Source organism: Sphingopyxis italica (assembly GCF_011926545.1).
GTDB lineage: Bacteria > Pseudomonadota > Alphaproteobacteria > Sphingomonadales > Sphingomonadaceae > Sphingopyxis > Sphingopyxis italica.
Map to the genome: position 1 here is coordinate 1,363,221 of NZ_JAATIT010000001.1, position 23,529 is coordinate 1,386,749.

Annotated in this window: 27 protein-coding genes and 1 pseudogene; 10 read left to right on the top strand and 18 right to left on the bottom strand. The window is 67.1% G+C overall.

The annotated features are described in order from the left end of the window. Positions 1 to 106 precede the first annotated feature (106 nt). From GGR90_RS06220 to GGR90_RS06235, 4 genes are read left to right on the top strand one after another with little or no spacing between them, the layout of a single operon-like run. Positions 107 to 574, top strand: coding sequence for a hypothetical protein (locus GGR90_RS06220; protein WP_167920286.1), 468 nt, complete (start codon positions 107 to 109; stop codon positions 572 to 574). A gap of 34 nt (positions 575 to 608) precedes the next feature. Beyond that, complete coding sequence (gene ribD, locus GGR90_RS06225) at positions 609 to 1,553, top strand: bifunctional diaminohydroxyphosphoribosylaminopyrimidine deaminase/5-amino-6-(5-phosphoribosylamino)uracil reductase RibD (protein WP_167920847.1); 945 nt, start codon at positions 609 to 611, stop codon at positions 1,551 to 1,553. Between the two features lie 9 nt (positions 1,554 to 1,562). After that, positions 1,563 to 2,177, top strand: coding sequence for a riboflavin synthase (locus GGR90_RS06230; protein WP_167920288.1), 615 nt, complete (start codon positions 1,563 to 1,565; stop codon positions 2,175 to 2,177). A gap of 28 nt (positions 2,178 to 2,205) precedes the next feature. Next, positions 2,206 to 2,637, top strand: a complete 432-nt coding sequence (locus tag GGR90_RS06235) for a GFA family protein (protein WP_167920290.1) — start codon at positions 2,206 to 2,208, stop codon at positions 2,635 to 2,637. Here GGR90_RS06235 and GGR90_RS06240 read toward each other — a convergent pair. The 6 genes and pseudogenes from GGR90_RS06240 to GGR90_RS06265 all read right to left on the bottom strand — a co-directional run bounded on the left by GGR90_RS06240 (position 2,634) and on the right by GGR90_RS06265 (position 7,776). Continuing rightward, the gene (locus GGR90_RS06240; protein ID WP_167920292.1) at positions 2,634 to 3,125 is read right to left on the bottom strand and encodes an MmcB family DNA repair protein; all 492 of its coding nucleotides are present in this window, start codon (positions 3,123 to 3,125) and stop codon (positions 2,634 to 2,636) included. The two genes, GGR90_RS06235 and GGR90_RS06240, sit on opposite strands and share 4 nt — an antisense overlap. A gap of 124 nt (positions 3,126 to 3,249) precedes the next feature. Beyond that, entirely contained in the window at positions 3,250 to 3,810 is a 561-nt protein-coding gene (gene ssb / locus GGR90_RS06245) for a single-stranded DNA-binding protein (protein ID WP_167920294.1), read from the bottom strand. 32 nt (positions 3,811 to 3,842) lie between these two features. After that, positions 3,843 to 5,705, bottom strand: a complete 1,863-nt coding sequence (gene feoB, locus GGR90_RS06250; RefSeq protein ID WP_167920296.1) for a ferrous iron transporter B — start codon at positions 5,703 to 5,705, stop codon at positions 3,843 to 3,845. Beyond that, entirely contained in the window at positions 5,702 to 5,950 is a 249-nt protein-coding gene (locus tag GGR90_RS06255) for a FeoA family protein (protein WP_167920298.1), read from the bottom strand. The genes feoB and GGR90_RS06255 overlap by 4 nt, the downstream gene beginning before the upstream one ends. Before the next feature lie 54 nt (positions 5,951 to 6,004). After that, positions 6,005 to 7,027: pseudogene (gene rhuM, locus GGR90_RS19435) on the bottom strand (RhuM family protein). An 83-nt stretch (positions 7,028 to 7,110) separates the two neighbouring features. Continuing rightward, on the bottom strand, positions 7,111 to 7,776 hold the full coding sequence (locus GGR90_RS06265; protein ID WP_209023636.1) for a COQ9 family protein: 666 nt from the start codon (positions 7,774 to 7,776) through the stop codon (positions 7,111 to 7,113). 194 nt (positions 7,777 to 7,970) lie between these two features. Here GGR90_RS06265 and GGR90_RS06270 point away from each other — a divergent pair, with 194 nt between their 5' ends. Continuing rightward, positions 7,971 to 9,056, top strand: coding sequence for an alkene reductase (locus GGR90_RS06270; protein ID WP_167920300.1), 1,086 nt, complete (start codon positions 7,971 to 7,973; stop codon positions 9,054 to 9,056). A gap of 36 nt (positions 9,057 to 9,092) precedes the next feature. On the opposite strand, the gene GGR90_RS06275 is transcribed toward GGR90_RS06270, so the two are convergent. From GGR90_RS06275 to GGR90_RS06295, 5 genes are read right to left on the bottom strand one after another with little or no spacing between them, the layout of a single operon-like run. Then, positions 9,093 to 9,716, bottom strand: a complete 624-nt coding sequence (locus GGR90_RS06275; protein WP_167920302.1) for a hypothetical protein — start codon at positions 9,714 to 9,716, stop codon at positions 9,093 to 9,095. Next, a complete protein-coding gene (gene ribH, locus GGR90_RS06280; RefSeq protein WP_167920304.1) occupies positions 9,709 to 10,134 on the bottom strand; it encodes a 6,7-dimethyl-8-ribityllumazine synthase in 426 nt (141 codons plus the stop codon). The genes GGR90_RS06275 and ribH overlap by 8 nt, the downstream gene beginning before the upstream one ends. Before the next feature lie 10 nt (positions 10,135 to 10,144). Further along, complete coding sequence (locus GGR90_RS06285) at positions 10,145 to 10,996, bottom strand: EamA family transporter (RefSeq protein WP_167920306.1); 852 nt, start codon at positions 10,994 to 10,996, stop codon at positions 10,145 to 10,147. A gap of 7 nt (positions 10,997 to 11,003) precedes the next feature. After that, positions 11,004 to 12,278 (bottom strand): 3,4-dihydroxy-2-butanone-4-phosphate synthase, encoded by a 1,275-nt coding sequence (gene ribB, locus GGR90_RS06290; protein ID WP_167920308.1) that lies wholly within the window; start codon positions 12,276 to 12,278, stop codon positions 11,004 to 11,006. A gap of 57 nt (positions 12,279 to 12,335) precedes the next feature. Next, the gene (locus GGR90_RS06295; protein WP_167920310.1) at positions 12,336 to 12,953 is read right to left on the bottom strand and encodes an ankyrin repeat domain-containing protein; all 618 of its coding nucleotides are present in this window, start codon (positions 12,951 to 12,953) and stop codon (positions 12,336 to 12,338) included. 88 nt (positions 12,954 to 13,041) lie between these two features. Between GGR90_RS06295 and GGR90_RS06300 the strand changes: the two genes are divergently transcribed. Genes GGR90_RS06300 through GGR90_RS06310 form a run of 3 tightly spaced genes read left to right on the top strand, consistent with a single transcriptional unit; the run spans position 13,042 to position 14,847 of the window. Then, positions 13,042 to 13,686, top strand: a complete 645-nt coding sequence (locus tag GGR90_RS06300) for an SCO family protein (RefSeq protein WP_209023578.1) — start codon at positions 13,042 to 13,044, stop codon at positions 13,684 to 13,686. Positions 13,687 to 13,688: 2 nt separating this feature from the next. Then, positions 13,689 to 14,135 (top strand): YcgN family cysteine cluster protein, encoded by a 447-nt coding sequence (locus GGR90_RS06305; RefSeq protein ID WP_167920312.1) that lies wholly within the window; start codon positions 13,689 to 13,691, stop codon positions 14,133 to 14,135. Between the two features lie 28 nt (positions 14,136 to 14,163). Then, positions 14,164 to 14,847, top strand: a complete 684-nt coding sequence (locus GGR90_RS06310) for a M48 family metallopeptidase (protein WP_342449898.1) — start codon at positions 14,164 to 14,166, stop codon at positions 14,845 to 14,847. A gap of 13 nt (positions 14,848 to 14,860) precedes the next feature. Here GGR90_RS06310 and GGR90_RS06315 read toward each other — a convergent pair whose 3' ends face one another. The 5 genes from GGR90_RS06315 to GGR90_RS06335 form a co-directional block, all read right to left on the bottom strand. Beyond that, positions 14,861 to 16,996, bottom strand: a complete 2,136-nt coding sequence (locus GGR90_RS06315; protein ID WP_342449899.1) for a PBP1A family penicillin-binding protein — start codon at positions 16,994 to 16,996, stop codon at positions 14,861 to 14,863. 144 nt (positions 16,997 to 17,140) lie between these two features. Further along, complete coding sequence (gene msrB, locus GGR90_RS06320) at positions 17,141 to 17,548, bottom strand: peptide-methionine (R)-S-oxide reductase MsrB (protein WP_167920318.1); 408 nt, start codon at positions 17,546 to 17,548, stop codon at positions 17,141 to 17,143. Between the two features lie 86 nt (positions 17,549 to 17,634). Beyond that, complete coding sequence (locus GGR90_RS06325; protein WP_342449900.1) at positions 17,635 to 18,732, bottom strand: NAD(P)/FAD-dependent oxidoreductase; 1,098 nt, start codon at positions 18,730 to 18,732, stop codon at positions 17,635 to 17,637. Then, positions 18,729 to 19,442: a methyltransferase domain-containing protein gene (locus tag GGR90_RS06330; RefSeq protein ID WP_245198416.1), complete on the bottom strand. Its 714-nt coding sequence runs from the start codon at positions 19,440 to 19,442 to the stop codon at positions 18,729 to 18,731. The genes GGR90_RS06325 and GGR90_RS06330 overlap by 4 nt, the downstream gene beginning before the upstream one ends. After that, positions 19,439 to 20,509 carry a type III polyketide synthase gene (locus GGR90_RS06335; protein WP_245198417.1) on the bottom strand — a complete coding sequence of 357 codons (1,071 nt, stop codon included), beginning with the start codon at positions 20,507 to 20,509 and terminating at the stop codon, positions 19,439 to 19,441. Before GGR90_RS06335 ends, GGR90_RS06330 begins: the two co-directional genes overlap by 4 nt. A gap of 131 nt (positions 20,510 to 20,640) precedes the next feature. On the opposite strand from GGR90_RS06335, the gene GGR90_RS06340 reads away from it, so the two are divergent. Further along, the gene (locus tag GGR90_RS06340) at positions 20,641 to 21,147 is read left to right on the top strand and encodes a DUF4402 domain-containing protein (protein WP_167920322.1); all 507 of its coding nucleotides are present in this window, start codon (positions 20,641 to 20,643) and stop codon (positions 21,145 to 21,147) included. 163 nt (positions 21,148 to 21,310) lie between these two features. Here GGR90_RS06340 and GGR90_RS06345 read toward each other — a convergent pair whose 3' ends face one another. Then, positions 21,311 to 21,973, bottom strand: coding sequence for a YggS family pyridoxal phosphate-dependent enzyme (locus GGR90_RS06345; protein ID WP_167920324.1), 663 nt, complete (start codon positions 21,971 to 21,973; stop codon positions 21,311 to 21,313). Positions 21,974 to 22,030: 57 nt separating this feature from the next. Here GGR90_RS06345 and GGR90_RS06350 point away from each other — a divergent pair, with 57 nt between their 5' ends. Further along, positions 22,031 to 22,657, top strand: a complete 627-nt coding sequence (locus tag GGR90_RS06350) for a thiamine phosphate synthase (RefSeq protein WP_167920326.1) — start codon at positions 22,031 to 22,033, stop codon at positions 22,655 to 22,657. Here GGR90_RS06350 and GGR90_RS06355 read toward each other — a convergent pair. Next, the gene (locus tag GGR90_RS06355; RefSeq protein ID WP_245198418.1) at positions 22,630 to 23,256 is read right to left on the bottom strand and encodes a hypothetical protein; all 627 of its coding nucleotides are present in this window, start codon (positions 23,254 to 23,256) and stop codon (positions 22,630 to 22,632) included. The genes GGR90_RS06350 and GGR90_RS06355 overlap by 28 nt on opposite strands. Positions 23,257 to 23,529 lie beyond the last annotated feature (273 nt).

Consider the following 23,529-nt stretch of genomic DNA (forward strand, 5'->3'; position numbering starts at 1 on the left):
CTATTGCATTTTTTGCAATCGAGAGCTTCCCGGCGATCATAGGGGGCAATCCTTGCGCGCACCGCTTCCCCTCGCAAATTGCCGCGACATCGCCTAAATTGGGCCGATGGGAATGTTCAACAAGATGGATGTCGGCGGCGGCCTGTCCGATTTCTGGGCCTATATCCGCGAACCCCGCCCGCACCGTTGGGCGGTTTGGGGCGTCGCGCTGGCGCTGACCTGGCTTATTTTCACCGGGGTCGAGAAATATCTGATCCCTTATGAAAAGCCCAAGGAGCAGATCATCTATTTCGAGAACTGGACCGCGGATCGCAGCGCCGCCGAAATTCGCGCCGACTGGGTCGCGCGCGCGAAGGAGACGACCCGCCGCAACGCCCAGAAGCGCGCCGAATATCAACGCTTCGCCGACAGCCTGGGTATCGAATATGATTCGGCCGAGGCCGACAAGGTGACGCGCGAGACGCTGGGCGAAGAAGAAGCCGCGGCGGCCAAGGCAAAGCCCGCGCCCGTGCAAACGCGCTCGACGCTCGCCGAACGCGCGGCGCGCGGCGCGCAGCCCAAAACCGCCGACTGACCGGATGCGCCAAGCGCCCGCCGACGCCGACTGGATGGCGGTCGCCATCGCGCTGTCGCGGCGCGGCCGGCCGGCTTCGGCGCCCAATCCCAATGTCGGCTGCCTGATCGTCAACAACGGACTCGTCGTCGCGCGCGGCTGGACCCAGCCGGGCGGGCGTCCGCATGCCGAGGCGATGGCGCTAACGGCGGCGGGCGGCGCCGCGCACGGCGCCACCGCCTATGTCACGCTCGAACCCTGCGCACATGCGAGCCCGCGCGGGCCGGCGTGCAGCGACGCGCTGATCGCCGCCGGCATCGCGCGCGTCGTGATCGCCGCGCAGGATCCCGACCCGCGCACCGACGGCAAGGGAATCGCGCGGCTGCAGGCGGCGGGGATCGAGGTCGTCTTCAATGTCCTTCCCGCCGAAGCACGCGCCGCGATGGCGCCGTGGTGGACGCGGCAGGTCGAGGGCCGGCCCTTCGTGACGCTGAAGCTCGCGACCTCGCTCGACGGCCGTATCGCGATGGCCGACGGGTCGAGCCGCTGGATCAGCGGAGCGCGCGCCCGCGCGCACGGCCATCTCGAACGCGCGCAGCATCAGGCGATTCTGGTCGGACGCGGGACGCTCGAAGCCGATGCCCCGAAGCTCGATGTGCGCTTGGACGGGCTTGAAGAACGCAGTCCGAAGAAGCTGCTGCTGACATCCGGCAAAGCGCCTGAGGGCTGGGCCGCCGTCGCTTCCCCCGAAGCGGTCGCCGATGTCGACTCGCTGCTCGTCGAGGGCGGCGCTGGTGCCGCCTCGGCCTTCCTTGCCGCCGACCGCGTCGACCGGCTGCTCCTTTATCGCGCGCCGATCTTGATCGGCGGCGGCCGGCCAGCGCTCGGCGACATCGGCCTAACCGATCTGGGGGACGCACACGGGCGCTGGCGCCTCGGGGATAGCCGGATGCTTGGCAGCGACCGGCTCGACGTCTACGAGCGCATCAGGATAATTTGAGGACCCTGCATGTTCACCGGCATCATCACCGACATCGGCACCATCCGCAGCCGCGAAGATCGCGGCGACACGCGGCTCGTCATCGGCACCGCCTATGACATCGGCACGGTCGACCTTGGCGCGTCGATCGCCTGCTCGGGCGCGTGTCTGACCGTGGTCGACAAGGGGGCCGACGCCGACGGCCACTGGTTCGCGATCGATGCGAGCGCCGAAACGCTCGCGCGCACCGCGCCGGGGATGTGGGACGCGGGGCGCCGCCTCAACCTCGAACGCGCCTTGAAGATCGGCGATGAGCTCGGCGGGCACATCGTCACCGGCCATGTCGACGACATCGGGCGCATCGTGTCGGTCGAACCGGTCGGCGACAGCGTGACGGTCACCGTCGCGGCGCCCGCATCGCTCGCACCGCATATCGCGCCCAAGGGCTCGATCACCGTCGACGGCGTGTCGCTGACGGTCAACGAGGTCGCCGACCAGCCCGACGGCGAGGCGCATTTCACGCTCAACATCATCCCCCACACGCAGGAAATGACGACGCTGGACGAGGCGGCGGCGGGGCGTGCGGTCAATTTGGAGATCGACATCCTCGCGCGCTATCTGGCGCGGATGCAGGCGCGGGGATAGTCCTGCGACGAACGGACAAGGAGGGTCTATGACAAGCGCGCTTCATGGCTCCTGCCTGTGCGGTGAAATCCGTTTCGAGATCCACGGAAAAATTGGACCCGCCGGCCAATGTCATTGTTCCAAGTGCCGAAAGGTCTCGGGTACGGATGGCAATGCGGTCTTCTATGCGCCCGCCGCCAGCTTCCGTTGGCTGGCAGGGGAGGACATGATCCAGCGTTTCGCCGTTCCTGACGGAGGCGGCTGGTCGTCGCATTTCTGCCGGCAATGCGGCAGCCCGGTGCCGCTGAGCGGCAATGACGGAAAGTTTCTTTTCGTCCCGGCCGGTTTGCTTGACGAAGACCCGGGATTCCGCGGCTACGCGGCCCATATTTTCGTCGGTTCAAAAGCGCCATGGGTATGTATCGCCGATTCGGCACCACAGTATGAAACGGGCTTCGGTTCGGCGCGGATCGATCGCTAGCCTTCGTTCCACCCCACCGCCAGTTCGGGGTCCGCCGCGACCATCGAGCGCCGCATCGCAAGCCGGCCGATTCTGAGCAGTTCGGCCTTGCGCCGCGCGGGGGCGATGTTGCAGCTTGCGGCCTCGCGCACCACCGCCGCGCCATAGCGGTCGGCGACGATCAGCCCCGATGTCTCGCGGCGATAACCTTCGGTTTCGAGGATTGCGGGGTCGAGCCCCGACGCGAGCGCCCAGTAAAAACGGTCGCACCAGTCGCAATAGTCGGGCCATTTGCCGTCGCCGTGCAGGTCGGCGCGGCTGACCTTGATTTCGACGATGGTGATCCGGCCCTTGGCGTCGATCGCGGTGAGGTCGGTGCGCCGCCCGTTGGGCAGCGACACCTCGGGAATCGCGACCAGCCCCTGTTGCGCGAACAGCCGGCACACGCCACGCGCGACGTCCGCGGCGGTGGTCGCGGGTTCGGGGTTGATGCCAGCCAGTCCGGCCATTGTTTCCCTCTCTTCCGCTCGCCCTGACCCCGGATCAAGTCCGGGGGAAGGGCCGTTCCGGTCTGCGCCAAGGCAAAGAACGGTGCCTCGACAAGCTCAGCACGAACGAATTTGAATGTGATCCTCAGAACGGAACGTCGTCGTCCAGATCGTCGTCGAAGGGCGGACGTCCGCCGCCGCTCGATCCGCCGCCGAAGCCGCCGCCGGACGAGCTGCCGCCACCCGACGAACCACCGCCGCCCTGGTTCCAGCCGCCGCCCGAGCCACCGCCCGACGAACCGCCGCTCCACTCGTCACCGCCGCCGCCGCCGCCGCGCGAACCGCCACCGCCCGGCGCGCCGTCGAGCATGGTCAGCGTGCCGCCCATGCCGGCGATCACCACCTCGGTCGTATATTTATCGTTGCCGTCGCGGTCCTGCCATTTGCGGGTACGCAAGGACCCTTCGATATAAACCTTCGAGCCCTTTTTGAGATAACGCTCGACGACGCCGACCAGCCCTTCGCCGTTGATCACGACATTATGCCATTCGGTGCGCTCCTTGCGTTCGCCGGTCATCCGATCCTTCCACTGTTCGGAGGTCGCGATGCGGATATTGGCGATCTTGCCGCCATTCTGGAACGACTTGATTTCGGGATCGGCGCCGAGGTTGCCGATGAGAATTACCTTGTTGACGCTGCCAGCCATCGCCGCTCCGCTCCGCTAGAAAATGTGGAGGATCAGCCTAGTCCAAAGGCGACGGCTGTCCAGTAAGTGATTCCGGCAGCGGCATAGGCCAGCAGGAACAAATAGCCAACCATGAACATGGGCCATTTCCACCCATTGGTCTCGCGCCGGGTGATCGCGATCGTCGAAATGCACTGCGGCGCGAAGACGAACCAGGCGAGGAAGGCGAGCGCGGTCGCAAGGCTCCACTTGCCCTGCAGTCTCTCTCCCAGCGATTCGGCCATCGCATCCTCGTCACCGTCCGCGTCGATCGCGTTCGCGGTCGCCATCGCCGAGACCGCGACCTCGCGCGCGGCCATCGCGGGGATCAAGGCGAGCGCGATATCGTGGTTGAAGCCGATCGGCGCGACGACCACCTCGAGCCCGCTCGCGATCCGGCCGGCGACGCTATATTCGACCTGACTCTCGCCCTCGGGCGCCTGCGGAAAGGTGAGCAGTAGCCACAGCACGACCGTGGTCATCGCGATGATCGTGCCCGCGCGGCGCAGGAAGATCCACGCGCGCTGCCACAGGCCGAGCAGGATGTCGCGGAGCTGCGGCATCTGATAGCGCGGCATTTCCATCATGAAGCCGGCACCCGCGCCCTTGGCCACCGTGCGGCGCAGCGCATAGGCGACGACGAGCGCACCGATGATTCCCGCGAGATAGAGGCCGAACAACACGAGGCCCTGCAAGCCGATGCCCGTCCCGCCGACGCCGCGATTCGGGATGAAGGCGGCGATGATCAGCGCATAGACGGGCAGCCGCGCCGAGCAGGTCATCAAGGGCGCGATCAGGATCGTCGTCAGCCGGTCCTTCTCGTCGGGGATCGCGCGCGTCGCCATGATACCGGGGACCGCGCAGGCGAAGCTCGACAGCAGCGGGATGAAACCGCGTCCCGACAATCCGACCTTGCCCATCAGCCCGTCCATCAGGAAGGCGGCGCGCGTCATATAACCCGATGCTTCCAAAAGCAGGATGAAGAGGAAGAGGATCAGGATCTGCGGCAGGAAGACGACCACCGCGCCGACGCCCGCGAGCAGACCCTCGACGACGAGGTCGCGCAGGAAATTCTGCGGGATATTGTCGACGACCCACGCCTGCATCGTCCCGACGAGGCCTTCGAGCGCGTCGGCGGGCGGACCGGCCCAAGCATAGACCGCCTGGAACATCACGAACATCAGCGCGAGCAGGATGATCATCCCGAGGGCCGGATGCAGCACGACATTATCGACGCGCTGCGTCCAGCGGCGCACCGGGGTTTCGCTGACGATCGCGGTGCGCGCGAGCGCGCGAGCGCGCTGGTGCAGCGCGACGTCGTTGGTTTCGGCCGGAGCCGTGGCGCCGCTCGCGGCGTACGACCCGATCGCGCTATCGACCGCGGCGAGCAGCTCGGTCAGCCCGCGCTTGCGTACCGCGACCGTGGGCACGACGGGCACGCCGAGTTCCTTCGACAATCGCTCGGCGTCGAGCGTCAGCCCGTCGCGGGTCGCGAGATCGACCATGTTGAGCGCGACGACGGTCGGCAGGTCGAGTGCGAGCAATTCGAGCGCGAAGCTCAAATGATTGTCGAGATTCGCGGCGTCGAGCACGACGATCAGCGCGTCGGGGCGCGTCTCGCCCTCCTGGCGGCCGAGCACGACATCGCGCGTCACCGCTTCGTCGAGGCTCGCGGGCGTCAGGCTGTAGGTGCCGGGCAGGTCGATCAGCGACAGCGGGCGGCCGTCGGCGAAGCTCGCATGCCCCGCCTTCCGCTCGACGGTGACGCCGGGATAATTGGCGATCTTCTGCCGCGCGCCGGTCAGCGCGTTGAACAGGCTCGATTTACCGGCATTGGGATTACCGACGAGCGCGATCGAGGGAATGGCCGCCGTCATGCCGCCGGCTCCACTTCGATCGCCGCGGCTTGCCGCGCGCGGATGATCACCTTCATGCGGCCGACGGTCAGCGCGAGCGGATCGCGCGAAAAGACGCTGCCGCGATGGTGCGGGGTGACTTCGCACCCTTCCATCAGGCCGAATTCGCGCAAGCGCCGGCCCTCGTCGTCGGACATGGCGGTCCAGTCGATACGCGCGATCCGCACCATCACGCCCAGCGGCGACTTGTCGAGCAAAGCAGTCATTTGCGAGCGATTATCAATAACAACCGCTGAGCGCCAGTCCTTTATCGAAACGGGTCAGCGGCCCGGCTTCTTTAAATCTTTCTGCGCCGCCTTGATCGCTGCAATGTCGCGATCGGCTTGGTCGTGACGAAGTTGCTTTTGCGCAGTCTTGAATTTCTCATATTCCCGTTCGGCATGCAGGGCCGCGTCAGCCATCGACACGCTGCCGCCGGAACGAAGAACGACGCGGCCCAAATTGGAAAGCTGCCCGTCGAGCAATGCGGCCGCCTGCGTCATCGATGTCAGGCGTCCAATATCAGCCTGATCCTCGAAAATATCGAGGAGGATCGTGGTGAGCCGATTGAGTTCCTTGACTTCGCCTTCCGCGAGATAATTTTTAGAGGTGCCGACGTCGGCCTTGCGGATATTCTCGTTCGGCCAGCTTTACAGGCCCATATTGGGCTGACCGGCATCGGCCCGAAGGCGCAGGACCTCCGCTGGGGTATTCGAGCAGACGGCGTAGATCAGCTTGGCCTGCGTGTTCCGATAGAAATCCCGCCATGCGGGCGATGTCCCGTCATAGTCCTGGCACATCGCGCAAATGGCGCGCAATTCGCGATAGACATTTGCCTCGTCGGAGCGGATGTCACGGATGATTTCCTTGAGTTCGGCAATGCGATCACGGTTCTCGGGGTTTTTCAACCGTGTGGCGTCGATGATGAAGCCCTTCGTCGCAAATTGAACGAGCTTTTCGGTCGCCCATTTACGGAACAGCGTGGCTTGCTTTGAAGCTACGCGATAGCCCACCGAGATGACCATATCCAAGCTGTAGAAGGTCACTGGTTTCGTGGATGAGGCAATTTGCGTTTTATGCAAATTGCTCTCGTCGAGTTCGCCTTCTTCAAGGATGCTAGCTATGTGCCGCGAGATCGTTGAAACATCCCGGCCAAATAGTTCAGCGATTTGCGCTTGGGTCATCCAAAGCTGATCGCCGGCGTAGTTGATTTCGACATGCAAACCCGCACCATCGCCATATACGAGGAAACGGTCCCCAGTGGCCTCATCCTCTTGCAGATGCACTGGCTCAAGATTTGACATTTCGCGAAGCCTCGATTTGAACAGAAAGTGAACAAATCTAGCAGGCGACTGGCTGCAACGCTAGTATCAAATCCGCCGAGAGCTCAGCGCCCCGGATAGCGCAGCCGCCCAACGAAGCGTGCGAGGCTGGGCCGTTCGACGGTGCGCGCGGCGCGGCGGTGCTTCCAGCTTTCGAAGCGCATCACCTGATCGATGCGGCGCGCGAGAAAGGCGCGCGTATCGGCGAAATCCTCGCTCTCGTCGTTCAGGAAGACCGCCATCGTCGAGCCGTAGACGGCGCCGAGGATCGCGCGCTTGCTGTAGTGATTATAATCGGTCGCGGTGTCGCCCGCGAGGCGCCACATATGATCGGCGGCGCGCCAGCCGAGCTTCGCGGCGTGCGGCGCATTGATCGGGAGCGCGAGCAGCGCCAGCGCGCGGCGCAGCGATTCGCGCCCAGGCGCGAGCAGGTCGATACGCGTTTCGACGAGCGTCGTGATCCGCTGGCGTATCTTGAGCGCCCCGAGCTTTTCGGCGGGCCAGCGCGCTTCCATCGCCATATCGATGTCGGCGAACCAGGCATCGACCATGTCACGGGGACCGCCGGGAAAGGCGAGGCGCGCAACGTCGGGATCGACGCCGGCGCGCGCGGCGGCATCGGCGAGCGCGGCGTCGCCGAAGCCGTCGAATGCCGCCGATGCGGCAATGAGCGGCGCGAGCGCGGCGCGAATCTCGTCGAGGGTCGGGTCGGCGGGCAATATGGAGGCCATGAGCGTCAGATAGGCCGCGCCGCGAGGTTCGGCAACCGCGCCGGCACCGGCCCTGTCGACGCGCGCCTTCTTCGCCGTCATTTAGATTTTCTTTTGCTACTCGCCATTGTGCCGGCACCGCTGCGTCCATAGCTTCGCGGGCCAAGGTGGCGGCCGATGGGGTCGCGCGCCAAGAAAGTGAATGTGGAGGAAATATGGCCGTATCCCTGTTCGATCCGATCAAGCTGGGCGCGATCGACGCGCCGAACCGCATCGTCATGGCGCCGCTCACCCGCGGCCGCGCCGGGCCGGGTTTCGTGCCCAATGAGCTGGCGCGCGAATATTACCGCCAGCGCGCCTCGGCGGGGCTGATCATTTCCGAAGCGACCGGCATTTCGCAGGAGGGTCTCGGCTGGCCGAGCGCACCCGGCCTGTGGACCGACGCGCAGGTCGAAGGCTGGAAGCCGGTGACCGACGCGGTGCACGAAGCCGGCGGGCGCATCGTCGCGCAGCTCTGGCACATGGGCCGCGTCGTCCACTCGGTGTTCAACGACGGCAAGCCGCCCGTTTCGGCGTCGGCGACGCAGGCGCCGGGCAAAGCGCACACCCCCGTCGGCCGCCTCGAATATGAGGTCGCGCGTCCGCTCGAGCTGGGCGAAATCCCGCGCGTCATCGCCGATTATGTCAAGGCCGCCGAAAATGCGAAGCGCGCCGGCTTCGACGGCGTCCAGCTGCACGGCGCGAACGGCTATTTGATAGACCAGTTCCTGCGCGACGGCAGCAATCTGCGCGACGATGATTATGGCGGCCCGGTCGAGAATCGCATCCGTCTGCTCCGCGAAGTCACCGAGGCGCTGATCGCGGTCTGGGGCAAGGACCGTGTCGGCGTACGTCTGTCGCCCAATGGCGACACACAGGGCGTCGACGACAGCGCGCCCGAAAAGCTGTTTCCTATCGCCGCCGCGGCGCTGGGTGCGCTCGGTATCGCCTTCCTCGAATTGCGCGAACCCGGTCCCGACGGCACCTTCGGCCGCACCGATGTGCCGAAACAGTCGCCTTCGATCCGGGCGGCTTTCAAGGGCCCACTGATCCTCAACAGCGACTATGATGTCCCGCTCGCCGAACAGGCGCTCGCCGACGGCACGGCCGACGCGATCGCTTTCGGCCGGCCGTTCATCGGCAACCCCGATCTCGTCGAGCGAATCGAAAAAGGCGCCGACTGGGCGGCGGACGACCCGCAGACCTGGTATGCGCCGGGGCCGGTCGGCTATACCGATTATCCCGCGCTGCGGCCGGCATAGGCCATCGATGATCCGGGCGGCGTTGCGCGGTCCGGATCATCCCTTCTCGGCGCGCGCCTTGTCGACGATGGCGGCGCCGATCGGTCCGAGAAAATTGCTGCCGAAACGGAACAGCAGGAACGCGCCGACGAACAACAGCAGCGGCGCGATGAAGGCGACGACAATCGCCGCGATCACCACCCCGAAGAACAGGAACATGAGGCGGCCGGTCAGTTCGGTCTGCCCATTTGGGTCCAGTTCGATCGTGCGCGGCCCCTTCGCATCCCACCATTTCGCCGTGACGATCGTCTTCCGGTCGCCCGTTTGCGGTCGAGACTGCTGGCGTTGCGGGATGATGGCGGGGCCCGCACCCTTCGCCTTCTGACCCCATGGCTGCTTGCGGTTCATCGCGGGGACGGCGGCAGCTTGCCGGTCGTTCGGCGGTCGTGGCAATTCGCGCTGCGGCGCCGGGGCGGCTTCGGCAAGGTCGAGGACCCTCTCGGCCCCGGCCGAAGCAGCCTGCGCCGCGGGCCGGTTCGGCGCGACCGCCATGCGGCGATCACGCGCGTCCATCCGCTCGGCCGCGCTCAGCGGAGTCTGCCCGGTTTCGCGGTCGATCACCACCAGCCGCCCGCCGCGTTCGACGACCGAAAAACGGCTGGGAGGCGGACGATCAACCAATACCGAATTGTTCCTTGAGCGCGAGCATGGCGAGCGCGGCCTTCGCCGCTTCGCCGCCCTTATCCTTGCGCGTCTTGTCGGCGCGCGCAAGCGCCTGTTCCTCATTCTCGACCGTCAAAATGCCGTTGCCGATCGCGAGACCGTCGAGCGTCAGCGCCATGACGCCGCGCGCGCTTTCGTTCGACACGACTTCGAAATGATAGGTTTCGCCGCGGATCACGACGCCCAACGCGACATAGGCGTCGTAGCGCCCGCTGTCGGCGGCGAGCGAGATCGCCGCGGGCACTTCGAGCGCGCCCGGAACGGTGACCGTCTCGTGGCTGTGCCCCTCGGCATCGAGCGCGCTGCGCACGCCACCCAGCAGCATGTCGTTGAGGTGCGAATAGAAACGGGCTTCGACGATCAGAATATGTGCCATGACGGCCTCCTTAGATGGATGGGAAGAGATGGGGAAGCAGGAGAAGCAGGGCGCCCGCCGCGATCAGGACAGCGGCGGTCAGGCTGTGAAGCGTGACGCGCTCCTTCATCCAGAACCACGCGATCAACAGGCTGACGAGGATACATGTTTCGCGCAGCGCGCTGACCACGGCGACGGGCGCGTAACGCAGCGCGACAAGCGTCGATCCGAAGCTGACGATCGCGAGCGATCCGGCCGCGATTCCGGGCCGCAAATTGTTTCGCATGCGCGCGAATGCGGAAGGGCCGGCCGACGCCCGGAACTGGACAATCAGTGCCATCCCGGTGGCGAAGAAGAACCAGCAGAGAAACGGAAGAACCCCGTCGCTCGCCCGCATTCCGCCCGCATCGACGACGGTATAAGCGGCGGTCAGTATCCCCGCCCCCAGCGCGGCGATCAGCCCTTTCGTGCCGATGCGCCCGCCCGCCGACAGCGAAAATATGCCAGCGCAGATCGCGGCCACGCCCAATATCTCTCCGACACCGGGCGTTTCGGCAAACAGCAGCGCACCGGCTGCCGTCGCGACGAGCGGCGCGGTTCCCCGTGCGATCGGGAAGGCGACCGAAAAGTCGTTGAGTGTGTATGATCGCGTCAACACGAGGGAATAGAGGCTGTGCAAGGTGACGGCGCCGGCCAGCCACGGCAGTATCGCCGGGGCCGGCGCGCCGATGAACGTCAGGGGGATGGCCGCTGCCGCGGCCCAGGTCACCCCGCACAGCGCACGAACGGCCTCCTGATCCTCTCCCGACTTGAGCAGCGCATGCGACGAAGCGGTGGTCAGCGCGGCAACGATTGCAAAGCCGATCCCCAGCGCCTCGCTCACCGTCCGATCACGCCTCTCCGGGGATGGGGCGTTCGCCGACGACCGACAGGCCATAGCCTTCGAGTCCGACGATATTGCTGTGGGTGGGGGTGAGCAGTTCCATCGCATGGACGCCAAGGTCGGCGAGGATCTGGGCGCCGATCCCGTAAGTGCGAAGGTCCATGCCGCCGGTCGGCGGCGGCAGCGCCTCGGCATCGGCCGAGCCGGGGAGCGGGCGCATCAGCATCACGATGACGCCGGCACCGGCTTCGCCGATCGCGTCCATCGATCGCTGGAGGCGGCGCTTCTTGGGGCCCGGGCGGCCCATGATGTCGTCGAAGATCGACACCGGGTGCATCCGCACGAGCGTCACGCCCGCGGGATCGACCGGCCCCTTTTGCAGCACCAGATTGACGCTGCCGTCGATCTTGTTGCGATAGGATTTGAGGCGCCAGTCGCCGCCATAGTCCGATTCGAACGGATCGTCGGCCACGCAGTCGACCAGCCGGTCGCTGCGGTTGCGATAGGCGATCAACTCGGCGATCGTCCCGATCTTCAGCCCGTGGCGCCGCGCGAAGGGGATGAGGTCGTCGAGCCGCGCCATCGTGCCGTCGTCGTTCATGATCTCGCAGATCACGCCCGAAGGATTGAGCCCCGCGAGGCGCGCGATATCGACCGACGCCTCGGTATGACCGGCGCGGACGAGCACGCCGCCGTCGCGCGCGATCAGCGGAAAGATATGGCCCGGGGTGACGATGTCGTCGCGGCTCTTGCCCGCATCAATCGCCACGGCAACGGTGCGCGCGCGGTCGCCCGCCGAAATGCCGGTGGTGACGCCTTCGCGCGCCTCGATCGAGGTCGTGAAGGCGGTTTCATGCCGCGTGCCGTTCTGGCGGCTCATCAGTTCGAGCCCGAGCGTATCGACGCGCGCTTTGGTCAGCGTCAGGCAGACGAGGCCGCGGCCGTGGGTCGCCATGAAATTGATCGCGTCGGGGGTCGCCATCTGCGCGGGGATGACGAGGTCGCCCTCATTCTCGCGGTCCTCGTCGTCAACGAGGATGAACATGCGCCCATTGCGCGCCTCGGCGATAATCTCTTCGGGACTTGCCATTGGCGACAGGTCGCTGCCGTTCGCGAGCCAGTTTTCAAGCTTGCGCAGCGTTTCGGCGGTGGGGTTCCAGCCGGGCGAGTCGAGGTCGCGCAGGCTGTTGGCGTGAAGACCCGCGGCGCGTGCGAGACCCGAGCGGGACATGGTCCCGTCGTCGACGATGGCGCGGATGCGATCGATGAGCTGTGTGGACATGGTCGCCATGTCTCACATCATAATGTGATTGTCAATCTGGCTATCACATTGACTTGATCATTGCGGTCCGAAAGTCGGGCCGAATTCGCGCGCCGGCGCATCTGCCTTGGCTTCGAGCAGTTCGAGAATGCGTGCGCTGCGACCGTCGCGCTTGGCATAGTCGCGCGCCGACATACCCGCGATATGGTCGGCCTTGTCGGGATTGGCACCGCGCTTGACGAGCAGTCGCACCATCGCGACATTCTTTGCCTGCACCGCAAGGATCAGCGCGGTTTCGCCGCGGCGATTGGTCTGATCGACGGGCGCCTTCCGGTCGAGCAGCTCTTGGGCGCCGTCGGTGAAGTTGATGAGCGCCGTGTGCATCAAGGGGGTCACGTCCTGACGGTCGCCGATCGACGGGTCGGCGCCTTTGCCCAGCAGGAAGCGCAGCCAGCTGATATCGCGCCGCTTGGTGACGATGATCAGCGCGGTTTCGCCGGTGTCCGGATTGCGCGTGTTGACGTACGACGGATCGTCCTTCAGCGCCTCGGTCGCCTTGGTCCCGTCGCGGTTGCCGACCGCCTGCAAAAAGGCATAGCCGCCGCGGAACTGCGCCTGCGCGGGGTGCGCGAGGCCCACGACCGCGAGCAGCATGAGGAAGAAGGAGGCGAGGCGGAATTCCACGCGTCGAAACATGATCGGGCGACCCCTGAGGCAATTTGTCCATCGCGCGCCGCGACGACAATGGTTGATTTTAGACAGCTAGCCGACCAAGGCTGGCCACATGATGAATATCGCAAATATGGGACAAAGGCTTGTCCGTGCAAGCCTGATCCTCGCTTTCGGCGCGGCACTCGCGGGATGCAATGGCTCGGGCGAAAGCGCGCCCGCGAAACCGCCGCTCGAGGGCGCCCGGATCGGCGGCGCCTTCACGCTGACCGACCAGAACGGCAAAACCGTCCGCGATACGGATTTCGCCGGCAAATATCGCCTCGTCTATTTCGGCTACAGCTTCTGTCCCGACATCTGCCCGGTCGACCTGCAAAAGCTGATGCGCGGCCTGTCGCAGTTCGAAAAGACCGACGCGGCGCGCGGCGCCAAGGTCGCGCCGCTTTTCATCACCGTCGATCCCGAGCGCGACACGCCCGAGGCCTTGAAGCCCTTCGTCGAACGTTATCACCCGCGCCTGCTCGGCCTGACCGGCACCCCCGAACAGATCGCCAGCGTCGCCAAGGCCTATGTCGTCACCTATAACAAGGTGCCGGGCTCGGCACCCGACCGCTATCTGATGGCGCACAGTCAGCTCGCCTTTCTGATGGATCCCGACGGCAAGCCGCTCGCGCTGCTGCCGCTCGACGATCCTTCGACCGATGTCGATGAGGGTGCGCCCGGCAAGGTCGCCGCCGAGCTGGCGAAGTGGGTCAAATAGCGATGGCGGGGGCGACATCGGAGCGCCCCTTCTGGGAAGCGCCGCTCGCCAGCCTCGACGCGGGTCAATGGGAGGCCTTGTGCGACGGCTGCGGCAAATGCTGCCTGCACAAGCTGGAGGATGAGGATACGGGCCGCATCTATCCGACCAATGTCGCGTGCCGCCTGCTCGACCTTTCGACCGCGCGCTGCGGCGATTACAAGCATCGGCGCCGCCATGTTCCCGATTGCCTGACACTGACCAAAGCGAAGGTCGACGACCTCGAATGGCTGCCGCAGACCTGCGCCTATCGCCTGCGCGCCGAGGGCGAAGCCCTGCCCGACTGGCACTATCTCGTCTGCGGCGACCCTGATGCGGTGCACCGCGCGGGCCAGTCGATCGTCGGCTGGACGGTCGGCGAGGATGTCGCGGGCCCGCTCGAGAATCATCTTGTCGAACGCGTCGTTTGATCCGTCGGAGGGCCGGCCGCACATATGGGTGGCGGGCGATGCCTGGCCCGTGCGCGTCGTCCGCCATGCGCAGTCGCGCCGCTACCGCCTCGTCTTCGACGGCGCGCGCGGCGAGCTGCGGCTGACGGTGCCGCGCCGCGCCAGCGAGCGCGCCGCGCTGACATGGGCGGGCGAGCAGCAGGCGTGGCTCGCCGAACAGGTCGGCAAGGCGGTGGTGCCGATCCTCGTCGGACCGGGCGCGGCGCTGCCCTTTCGCGGCATCGAGCGTCATGTCGACTGGGCGCCGGCCGCGCCGCGCGCGATCCGCCTCGACGGCGACCGCTTGTATGTCGGCGGCCCGCTCGAGACGCTGGGGCGGCGTATCGAACGCTGGCTCAAGACGCAGGCGCTCGACCTGATGGAGCGCGAGAGCCGCGATATCGCCGCCGCCGCGGAGCTCGCGGTCGGCCGCGTTGCGGTCGGCGATCCGCGCAGCCGCTGGGGCAGCTGCACCCACGACGGCGACCTCAGATACAGCTGGCGGTTGATCATGGCGCCCGACCATGTCCGGCGCGCGACCGTCGCGCACGAGGTCGCGCATCTTCGCCATATGGACCATGGCGCCGCGTTCCACGCGCTCGTCGACGAACTGCACGACGGCGACGTCGCGGCGGCGCGCGGCTGGCTGCGCCGCGAAGGGCGCGGGCTCCACCGCTATCGCTTCACGGCTTGAGCCGGCTTAAGCCCTAATAATCGGAGGATTCCGACGGCGGGCGCTGTTGCGCCGGCCGCGCTGTCGGCGGCACGACCTTCGGCACCGTGACGATTTTGGGCTGGCCGCCGTTCTGGCGCACGCCATTCTGCGGCGTCGCGCCATTCTGGGCCGGTGCGCCATTGTCGGCCGGGGGACGCCGCCCGGTCTGCTCCTCGATCCATTGCTGGTCGAGCACGGGGCCATCGTCGACCGGCGGCGGCATCGGTCCCGTCATTTCGGGCGGCCGGCTATCATAGGGCAGCTCGATCGGCATGCCATTCTCGTCGACGAATCCGTCTTCGCCGGGCTCGCCCATATAGGCTTCGTCTTCGTCCTCGAGCTGCCATTCGGGCAGCACGACTTCGGTGTCGAATTGCTCGACCGGGCGCCGCGCGACCGCGACGCGCATATAATCGGCGAATGCCCGCGCAGGCGCGCGCCCGCCCTGCAGCCCGCCGACGGGTTTCGCATCGTCGCGGCCCATCCAGACGCCGGTCGTGATGCCGCTCGAAAAGCCCAAAAACCAGCCGTCCTTGTTGCTCGACGTCGTGCCGGTCTTGCCCGCGACGGGGCGACCGATCTGCGCCGCCCGGCCCGTGCCGGTGTTCACGGCGGTCTGCAAAAGATCGGTGATCCCGGCGGCCACCCAATGATCGACAAGCGTCGTCCCCCGCTCGGCGGGGCGCTGATAGAGCAGCTCGCCGCCCGCGGTCGTCACCTTGGTGATGCCATAGGGCTGCACCGACACGCCGCCGCGCGCCACCGCGGCGAAGGCGGCGGTCATGTCGATCACGCGGACCTCGGCGCTTCCGAGCACCATCGAGGGGTGGGTGTTGACGGGGGTGGTGATGCCGAAGCGGCGCGCCATGTTCGCGACCGCCGAAAATCCGACTTCGTCGCCCAGCTTCGCCGCGACGGTGTTGACCGAATAGGCGAAGGCGCTGCGCAGGTCCATCGTGCCCGAAAAGCGCCCCGACGAATTGCGCGGGCTCCAGCCGTTGATCGTGACGGGTTCGTCGACGACCGGATCATTGACCTTATACCCCGCCTCGAGCGCCGCCATATAGACGAATAATTTCCACGCCGATCCCGGCTGGCGCAGCGCCTGCGTCGCGCGGTTATAGTTCGACGCGACATAATCGCGGCCGCCGATCATCGCGCGGACGGCGCCGTCGCGGTCGAGCGACACGAGCGCGCCCTGCACGCCTTTCGGCGCGTTGGCCTGAATCGCCGCGGTCGCCGCGCGCTGCATGCCGAGATCGATCGTGGTGTGGACGTCCAAGGCTTCGCTGCCTTCGTCGATCAGCATGTCGAGCTGCGGCAGCGCCCAGTCGGTGAAATAGCGCGCGCTGTTCTGCCCGCGTTCCTTCGCGAGCTGGACATTGGCGGGCTCGGCGGCGTCGGCCTGCGCCTGGGTGATGACGTCCGCGTCGACCATGACGTCGAGCACGACGCCGGCGCGGCCCAAAGCCGCCTGCGCGTCGGCGGTCGGCGAATAGCGCGACGGCGCCTTGACCAGCCCCGCGATCACCGCCGCCTCCGACAGCGACATTTCGGTCGCACTATGGCCGAAGAAGCTGTTCGACGCGGCGTCGATGCCATAGCTGCCGCCGCCGAAATAAACTTTGTTCAGATAGAGTTCGAGGATCTCGTCCTTCGAGAATTTCCATTCGAGCGCGAGCGACAGAACCATCTCGCGCATCTTGCGCGCCCAGGTATAGCTGTTCGAGAGGAAGATGTTGCGCGCGAGTTGCTGGGTGATCGTCGAGGCGCCCTGCATCCGGCGGCCGGTGCCGTAATTCTGGACCGCGAGCACCGCGGCGCGCGCCATGCCGACGGGATCGACGCCCGGATGATAGCGAAAGCGCCGGTCCTCGACCGCAACCATCGCATCCTGCATCACCTGCGGCGTTTCGCGCAGCGTCAGCCAGCGGCCGTAATTGGGGCCGAGCGACAGGAAAACCGTGCCGTCGGCGGCGCGGACGCGGATCGTCTGTCCCGCGGGCGATTTCTTGAGCTCCTCGAAGCTCGGCATCCGCTGCACCGCGATGCCGACCGCGACGCCGAGCGCGACGAGGACGACGACCGCGAGGCCGAGGCCCCAGCGAAAGGCGCGGCGCAGCCACACGCGCCAGCGCGGCGGCTCGCCGCGGGGCGAGCCGCCGCGCTTACTGGATGATGACGATTTATTCGACGAAGCTTGCTGTCTTTCGCGGCGCAAAGCCCGTATTCCTTCCCTCGCGTCGCCCCTGATGCGTCAGTAGCGAGGGCATCAGCCTTCGCCGGTTGACGCCTCATCCTGCCCGCGGTCCGCGAAGTCAAGCGCCGCGCTGTTGATGCAATAGCGCAGCCCGGTCGGTCCGGGGCCGTCGGGGAAGACATGGCCGAGATGGCCTTCGCACTTCGCGCAGCGCACTTCGGTACGGACCATGCCGTGGCTGGTGTCGGTCAGTTCAGTCACCGCGCCACCCGCGGCGGGCGCGGTGTAGCTCGGCCAGCCCGACCCGCTGTCGAACTTGGTGCGACTGTCGAACAGGGGTTCGCCGCAGCCGGCGCAGCGGTACATGCCGTCGCCCTTGTGATCGGTATATTTGCCGGTGAACGCCCGCTCGGTGCCGCCCTCGCGCAGCACATGATGCGCCAACGGATCGAGCGTCTTTTCGGTTTTGGGATCGGTCATGGAGAAGCTCCTTCGGATGGCCGTTCGGGGGCCATCATGTCGATACCAATATCGGTGCGGCGCCCCGTCATCGCAAGGGGGAGCGGTCAGCTCGGCTCGATCCGCGTCGCTTGCGACATCATTCGCACCAAAGCCGGAAAAAGAGACGCCATGCCTGTCATGGCCGCCGCCATGCGCGGGTTTTCGCCCATCCGCCACACCAGGTTGGCAAGTGCGAAGGGTCGCGTCATCCGGGCCGCGATGCGTTTCTGGAATGCGGGCGCGGCGCCGCCGCCACCGTGACGCCACGCCGTCACGGCCGCCTCCGCGCTCGCAAGCGCGAGTCCCATGCCCTCGCCGGCAAGGCTCGGGATCACCCCGGCCTGGTCGCCGAGCCGGAACAGACCCGCCGTCGTCTCTGCCGCACGCCAGCCATAGGGGACGTGCCCGATCGCATCGACGGCGCGACACCAGTCCGCATGCGCCAGCCGTTCGCCGAGGTGCGGAAGCGTGCCGCCCAGCGCGCGCAGCAGCGCCTCCGGATCGCCGCCCGCTTCATCGAGCCGCGATTTATGAACCGCGAGGCAGAGGTTGCCGCTGCCATCCTCCTGCCGCACCAGACCCGCATAGCCGCGGTCGAACAGGTGGAGCTCGACCGCATCGCCGACCAGCCGGTCGAGCGAAGGGTGCGAAGGAAGCCGCAAGCGCAACCCCATCGCGGGGTCGGCGCGCTGCCATTCAGCGGGCTCGCGCGGAAAACCGCGAAAACCATGCTTGCCGGCCGCCAGAAAGATCGCAGGCGCCATCAGGGTCGCACCATCGCGTGTTTGAACCGCGCCGCTTTCGATTGCCGTCGCATGGATACCGCGTTCGACCCCCGCGCCCGCCGCTCCCGCCGCCGCTTGCAACAGGCTATCGAGCCGATGGCGCGACACCCCCATCGCCTCGCCGGGGAGCGCGGTCTCGCTCCGCCGCTGGCCCGCGAACAGGCGCACGCGGCGGACCGCCTGCCCGCCGAGCGCCGCGCGCTCGATCCCGAGCGCATCGAGCCGCGCGAGGCTTTGCCAGCTCAGAAAGCCGCCGCACAGCGCGTCGCCCGTTTCGCGCGCGCGTTCGAGCAGCAGCGTTCGCGCACCGCTGCGCGCCAGTCCGATCGCCGCGGCCGACCCGGCGGGCCCGGCACCGACGACGATCGCGTCGCTCACCGGATACGCTCGACGCAGAGGCGGTAGGGGAAGCTGCGAAAGATGCGGCAATTGCTCGCCACATCGGGCAATGCTTCGCCCAGCATCGCCGCCCATTCGGCGGGGCGAAAGCTTCGCCCGACCGATAGCTGCCCGTCGCGCCGCACGATCGGGTCGACCCATGCCAGCGTAGCGAGCAAGGGATAGCCGGCAAAGGGCAGGCGCCGGCGATGGAGATCATTGACCAGCCAGCCGCGCGCCGCCTCGCTTTCCATGAAGCGCAGAAATTCCGTGCGCTGTGCCGGCGTCATATGGTGGCTGACGAGGCTCGACAGGATGATGTCCCACCCCTGCCCCGCCAGATCGCGATAATCGCCGGTGACAAGCCGCGCTCGCCCGCCAAGGCGTGCCTCGGCGACCGCCTCGCTCTTCGGATTGAGGTCGACCCCGGCCAGATCGAGCGCGACGCCCCGGCGTTCGCCCCAGCGCGCGATCCGCACGAGCATGTCGCCCGCGCCGAAGCCGACGTCGAGGATGCGCCAGGGGCGGTCACCGGCACCGCGCGCACGCACCCGTTCCAGGAACCCCAGCGTCGGTCGCGGCGCCAGCGTCAGCGCGTTGATGCGCGACAGGTCGGCGAGCACGCGCGCATAGCGGCCCGGTGGCAGCGTGGCGGCATCCATTTCCTCTTCGCGCTCGATCGGCATGCGAAGGCTGGCGAAGGGGTTCATGCCCGGAACCGGATCGCCTCGGCGGCCAGCCCCGGACCGAAGGCGATCGCGATGCCTTCGCCGCTCGCCCCGCGCGCCATCATGTCGGCGAGCACGAACAGGATCGTCGCCGACGACATATTGCCATATCGCGCGAGCACCGACCGGCTGTCGGCGAGCGCCGCGGGCGCGACCTCCAGCGCATGTTCGACCGCGTCGAGCACCGACCGGCCGCCAGCGTGGACCGCGAGCAGCGGCGGCGGCCCGGCATCGCCGAACAGCTCGCGCTGGATGTCCGGACGGGCCAGCGTTTCGCGCAGCCGTCCGGGCACTTCGCCCGACAGCGTCATCTCGAAACCCCGGTCGCCGATGTCCCAGCGGATCAGATTTTCGCTGCCCTCCAGCGCAAGGCTGCGGCCTTCGCCCAGTTCGAATCCGCCCGCCGCCGCCGATACGATCCCCGCCGCGGCGCCATCGCTGAACTGAAGCATCGCCAGCAGCGGCTCGGGTTCATCGGCCAGACTGAGGTGCAGCGTCGACAGCTCGACGCTCACCACCAGCACCACCGCGCCCGGTTCCGATCGCACGATATGCCGCGCGGTGCGCAGCGCGGTGACCCCGGCATAACAGCCCATGAAGCCAATCAGAACGCGCTCGACCGCCGCGCCGAGCCCCAGTCGCCGCGCGAGGATCTGGTCGATGCCGGGGGCGAGGAAGCCGGTGCAGCTCGCGACGACCAGATGGGTGATGCGCGCCGGATCGAGCGCATCGTCCAGTCCCGCGATCGCCTGCATCGCCAGATCGGGCGCATGGTCCGCATAGGCGGCCATGCGGACCGATGTCGGCGGCAATCCGGGCATGTCGTAAAATCCGCCCGCCGCGACCGGCGACCCACCGGACCGTGTGGGCGGCAGCACCGACCAGCGATGATCGATCCCCGACCGCGCCGTCATCCGCGTAAAGATCGCGCGCACCCGCTCGTCGGTCAGCCGCGGCGTCGCCCAGTCGATGAAAGCCTGATGAATATCATGCCCCGGCGCCGCGGTGGCGAGGGCGTTCAGCCGGGGAGACGGCATGCTCTTTTTCATCGCGCGGGTTTGGCCGAAAAGCGCCGCGCTGGCCAGCGGATTAAGAGATGCACGATGACGGCCTTCCGGCGCGCGTGAGCACCGATTTTACGCGGAATTAACCGTAACGCGGTTATCGCGAAGGGGTGAAAATGCGCCCGCTTCTTGCCCTTGGACTATTGTTCGCCTCGGCCCCCGCGGTGCAGGCGCGGTGCCTGCTTTGCGCGCGGGACGGGGCGGCGGGCGGCGCGGCGCGCCAAGCCGGGATACCGCTTCGCGTCGAAGTCGAAACGCGACTCGATATGGGCCGCGTCGCCGTCGGTGCGATGGGCGGCGAGGTGGAAGTCGATCCGGTGTCGGGCGCGCGGCGCGTGCGCGGCGATGTCGTCGATCTGGGCGGCTTCGCGCTGACCGGCGTCGTGACCGTGCGCGGCGAACCGGGCGCCGAGGTGCGCGTGATCCTGCCCGCGAGCGTCGATCTCGAGAGCGGCCACGGCCGCACCGCGCGCGTCACGGGTCTTGTCACCGATCTCTCGGCGGCGCCGCGTCTCGGCGCCGACGGCCGGCTTCAGTTCCGCTTCGGCGGCCGGTTGCGGATCGCTGCGCTCGACGACGGGGATTATCGCGGGCGGATTCCGGTGACGGTCGAGTATCAATAAGCAAAGGGCTGCTTTGGGGTGGTTAGCGGGCACACCCAATATTCGTCATTCCCGCGAAAGCGGGAACCCAGTCTGGGATCAGCCTATGCACGCTCTGGGTCCCCGCTTTCGCGGGGATGACGAAGGAAAAGGCGGGCGACAGCTTTCGGCCGCTAGCGGACTCTCAACCCCGCGCGCCGAACAAGGCCGTCCCGACACGCACATGCGTCGCGCCCAGCATCACCGCGGTCTCGTAATCACCGCTCATCCCCATCGAGCGGAGCGGCAGACCGTGGCGTTCGGCCAGCTCGTCGAGCAGGGCGAAAAAGGGCGCGGGCTCGACGTCGGCTGGCGGGATCGCCATCAGTCCGGCGATTTCCAGACCAGCCGCCTTGGCTTCGGCAAGCAGCGCGGGGAGATCGGCGACAGCGCAGCCGCCCTTCTGCTCCTCGTCGCCGATATTGACCTGCACGAACAGCTGCGGCCGCCGGCCCGCTTTGGCGCAAACCTTGGCGAGCGCCTGTACCAGCGACGAGCGGTCGACCGAGTGGATCGCGTCGAACAGCGCGACGGCTTCTTCGGCCTTGTTCGATTGCAGCTGGCCGATCAGGTGCAGCACGATGTCGGGGGTCTCGGCGCGCAGTTCCGGCCATTTGGCCGCGGCCTCCTGCACACGATTCTCACCGAAATGGCGCTGGCCCGCCGCGATCAGCGGACGGATCGCCGGCGCGTCGTGCGTCTTCGACACCGCGATCAGGCAGATTTCGCCGACCTCGCGCTGCGCGCGCTGCGCCGCGTCGGCGATAAGTCCCTGCACTTCGGCCAGCCGCTCTGCTGCTTCGCTCATCGTCCCGCTTTCATCCCGCGCGTTGCGCGCGCTCGCGACGCGCCTATAGAAAGCGCGATGCGCCCGCGCCACCCCCTGCCCTCCAAATTGCCGAAACTCTGGCTGGTCAGCGACGAGCGGGCGGCGACCGGTCTTGCCGAACTCGCCGCGCTGCTGCCGCCCGGCGGCGGTATCATTTTCCGGCACGACGGGCTGGCGCCGGAGCCGCGCTGGCGCCTGCTCCGGCGGTTGATGCGCACCGCGCGGGCGCGGGGGCTCGTCGTCGTGCTTGCGGGATCTCCCGATATGGCGTGGCGCTGGGGCGCCGACGGCGTCCATCTGCGTCAGCGCGATGCCGACCGGGCGCGACAGGCCCACGAGCTCGGCCTGCTGGTAACGATGCCCGTCCACGATGCCCGCGAAGCGCGCCAAGCGCGCCGCGCGGGAGCCGACGCGGTCTTCATCTCGCCGCTTCATCCGACGCGTTCGCATCCCGGAGCGCCCGCGCTGAGCCGGGCGGCGTGGCTGCGGCTCGCGCGCCTTTCGGGAGCGACACCGATCGCGCTCGGCGGGATGACCGCGCCGCGCGCACGCGCGCTAAATCGCACAAGCGACAGGACGAACGGCTGGGCCGCGATCGATGCGTGGGATGAAAAGGCGGCGAAGCGCCGGGCGCGTCAGAAGCGGAACGCCGTCCCGATATAGACCGCCTGGCTGTCGCGCCGCGAATCGGTGAGCGGCTCGACGCGGTCGTCGCTCCTGTACCGCACGCCCGCGGTGACATCGATATTCTTGGTCAGTCGATAGCTGCTGACGACATCGACGGCGGACGCCTCGCCGGGAGCGGTGACGCGATCGGTGGCTCCGCTCGGGTCGCTTGGGCGGTTCACCATACGCGTGGCGAAGCGTGACTTTTTCTCTTCCTGTTCGGGCGCCTTGGCGACCGGCAGGTTGCGCAGGTCGGTGCCGCGCGGCAGCGACGGCGTGACGAATTTTTCGAAGCCGACCGACGCGCCGAGATTATATTTGACGGGGGCGATCGCGACCGGCGCAGTGCGGCCCGCCGCCAGCGCCGAGGTGCGCGCGGCACTCGACGCATCGTCGCGGGCGCGAATCACGACGGTGATCGCGCGGTTCTGACGGGTCCTGTCGGTCAGGGCGGGCGTGAAGCTGAAGTTGCCGCGCTGTTCGGCCGACATCTTGTTGTAGCGCGCGATCAGCCTTTCGTCGCCCGACGCCGGAGTGAACTGGCCCAGCAGGGTTTCCGAAAGCGTGGTGTCGCGAATTCGGTCGGCGTTCGACATCGCGGCAAGGGCCGGCGGCAACGCAAGCGAAACCACCGCCAAAGCGGTGAGACCTGCTTTCCAAAAATGTCGCGACGTCCGCGCCATTGCCTTGCGACTCCAACCCCAATCGACTCGTCAAATAGGACCGCTAGCCCGATAATGCCAGTGAATCCCGCCAAATTGTTGCAACGATTCCGCTTTTTGCCGAAATTGTTGCGGGATCGTCACAGTGCGGATTAAATCTGACCAGAATCTGAATGGTGCCGCGGCCGAAATTGCCGCGCTTGCAGG

What these genes read in the sequence shown, in the direction of transcription:
- GGR90_RS06220 (WP_167920286.1), top strand. Translation starts at nt 107, where the DNA reads ATGGGAATGTTCAACAAGATGGATGTCGGCGGCGGCCTGTCCGATTTC.
- ribD (WP_167920847.1), top strand. Translation starts at nt 609, where the DNA reads ATGGCGGTCGCCATCGCGCTGTCGCGGCGCGGCCGGCCGGCTTCGGCG.
- GGR90_RS06230 (WP_167920288.1), top strand. Translation starts at nt 1,563, where the DNA reads ATGTTCACCGGCATCATCACCGACATCGGCACCATCCGCAGCCGCGAA.
- GGR90_RS06235 (WP_167920290.1), top strand. Translation starts at nt 2,206, where the DNA reads ATGACAAGCGCGCTTCATGGCTCCTGCCTGTGCGGTGAAATCCGTTTC.
- GGR90_RS06240 (WP_167920292.1), bottom strand. Translation starts at nt 3,125, where the DNA reads ATGGCCGGACTGGCTGGCATCAACCCCGAACCCGCGACCACCGCCGCG.
- ssb (WP_167920294.1), bottom strand. Translation starts at nt 3,810, where the DNA reads ATGGCTGGCAGCGTCAACAAGGTAATTCTCATCGGCAACCTCGGCGCC.
- feoB (WP_167920296.1), bottom strand. Translation starts at nt 5,705, where the DNA reads ATGACGGCGGCCATTCCCTCGATCGCGCTCGTCGGTAATCCCAATGCC.
- GGR90_RS06255 (WP_167920298.1), bottom strand. Translation starts at nt 5,950, where the DNA reads ATGACTGCTTTGCTCGACAAGTCGCCGCTGGGCGTGATGGTGCGGATC.
- GGR90_RS06265 (WP_209023636.1), bottom strand. Translation starts at nt 7,776, where the DNA reads ATGGCCTCCATATTGCCCGCCGACCCGACCCTCGACGAGATTCGCGCC.
- GGR90_RS06270 (WP_167920300.1), top strand. Translation starts at nt 7,971, where the DNA reads ATGGCCGTATCCCTGTTCGATCCGATCAAGCTGGGCGCGATCGACGCG.
- ribH (WP_167920304.1), bottom strand. Translation starts at nt 10,134, where the DNA reads ATGGCACATATTCTGATCGTCGAAGCCCGTTTCTATTCGCACCTCAAC.
- ribB (WP_167920308.1), bottom strand. Translation starts at nt 12,278, where the DNA reads ATGTCCACACAGCTCATCGATCGCATCCGCGCCATCGTCGACGACGGG.
- GGR90_RS06295 (WP_167920310.1), bottom strand. Translation starts at nt 12,953, where the DNA reads ATGTTTCGACGCGTGGAATTCCGCCTCGCCTCCTTCTTCCTCATGCTG.
- GGR90_RS06300 (WP_209023578.1), top strand. Translation starts at nt 13,042, where the DNA reads ATGATGAATATCGCAAATATGGGACAAAGGCTTGTCCGTGCAAGCCTG.
- GGR90_RS06305 (WP_167920312.1), top strand. Translation starts at nt 13,689, where the DNA reads ATGGCGGGGGCGACATCGGAGCGCCCCTTCTGGGAAGCGCCGCTCGCC.
- msrB (WP_167920318.1), bottom strand. Translation starts at nt 17,548, where the DNA reads ATGACCGATCCCAAAACCGAAAAGACGCTCGATCCGTTGGCGCATCAT.
- GGR90_RS06330 (WP_245198416.1), bottom strand. Translation starts at nt 19,442, where the DNA reads ATGAACCCCTTCGCCAGCCTTCGCATGCCGATCGAGCGCGAAGAGGAA.
- GGR90_RS06335 (WP_245198417.1), bottom strand. Translation starts at nt 20,509, where the DNA reads ATGAAAAAGAGCATGCCGTCTCCCCGGCTGAACGCCCTCGCCACCGCG.
- GGR90_RS06340 (WP_167920322.1), top strand. Translation starts at nt 20,641, where the DNA reads ATGCGCCCGCTTCTTGCCCTTGGACTATTGTTCGCCTCGGCCCCCGCG.
- GGR90_RS06345 (WP_167920324.1), bottom strand. Translation starts at nt 21,973, where the DNA reads ATGAGCGAAGCAGCAGAGCGGCTGGCCGAAGTGCAGGGACTTATCGCC.
- GGR90_RS06350 (WP_167920326.1), top strand. Translation starts at nt 22,031, where the DNA reads ATGCGCCCGCGCCACCCCCTGCCCTCCAAATTGCCGAAACTCTGGCTG.
- GGR90_RS06355 (WP_245198418.1), bottom strand. Translation starts at nt 23,256, where the DNA reads ATGTCGAACGCCGACCGAATTCGCGACACCACGCTTTCGGAAACCCTG.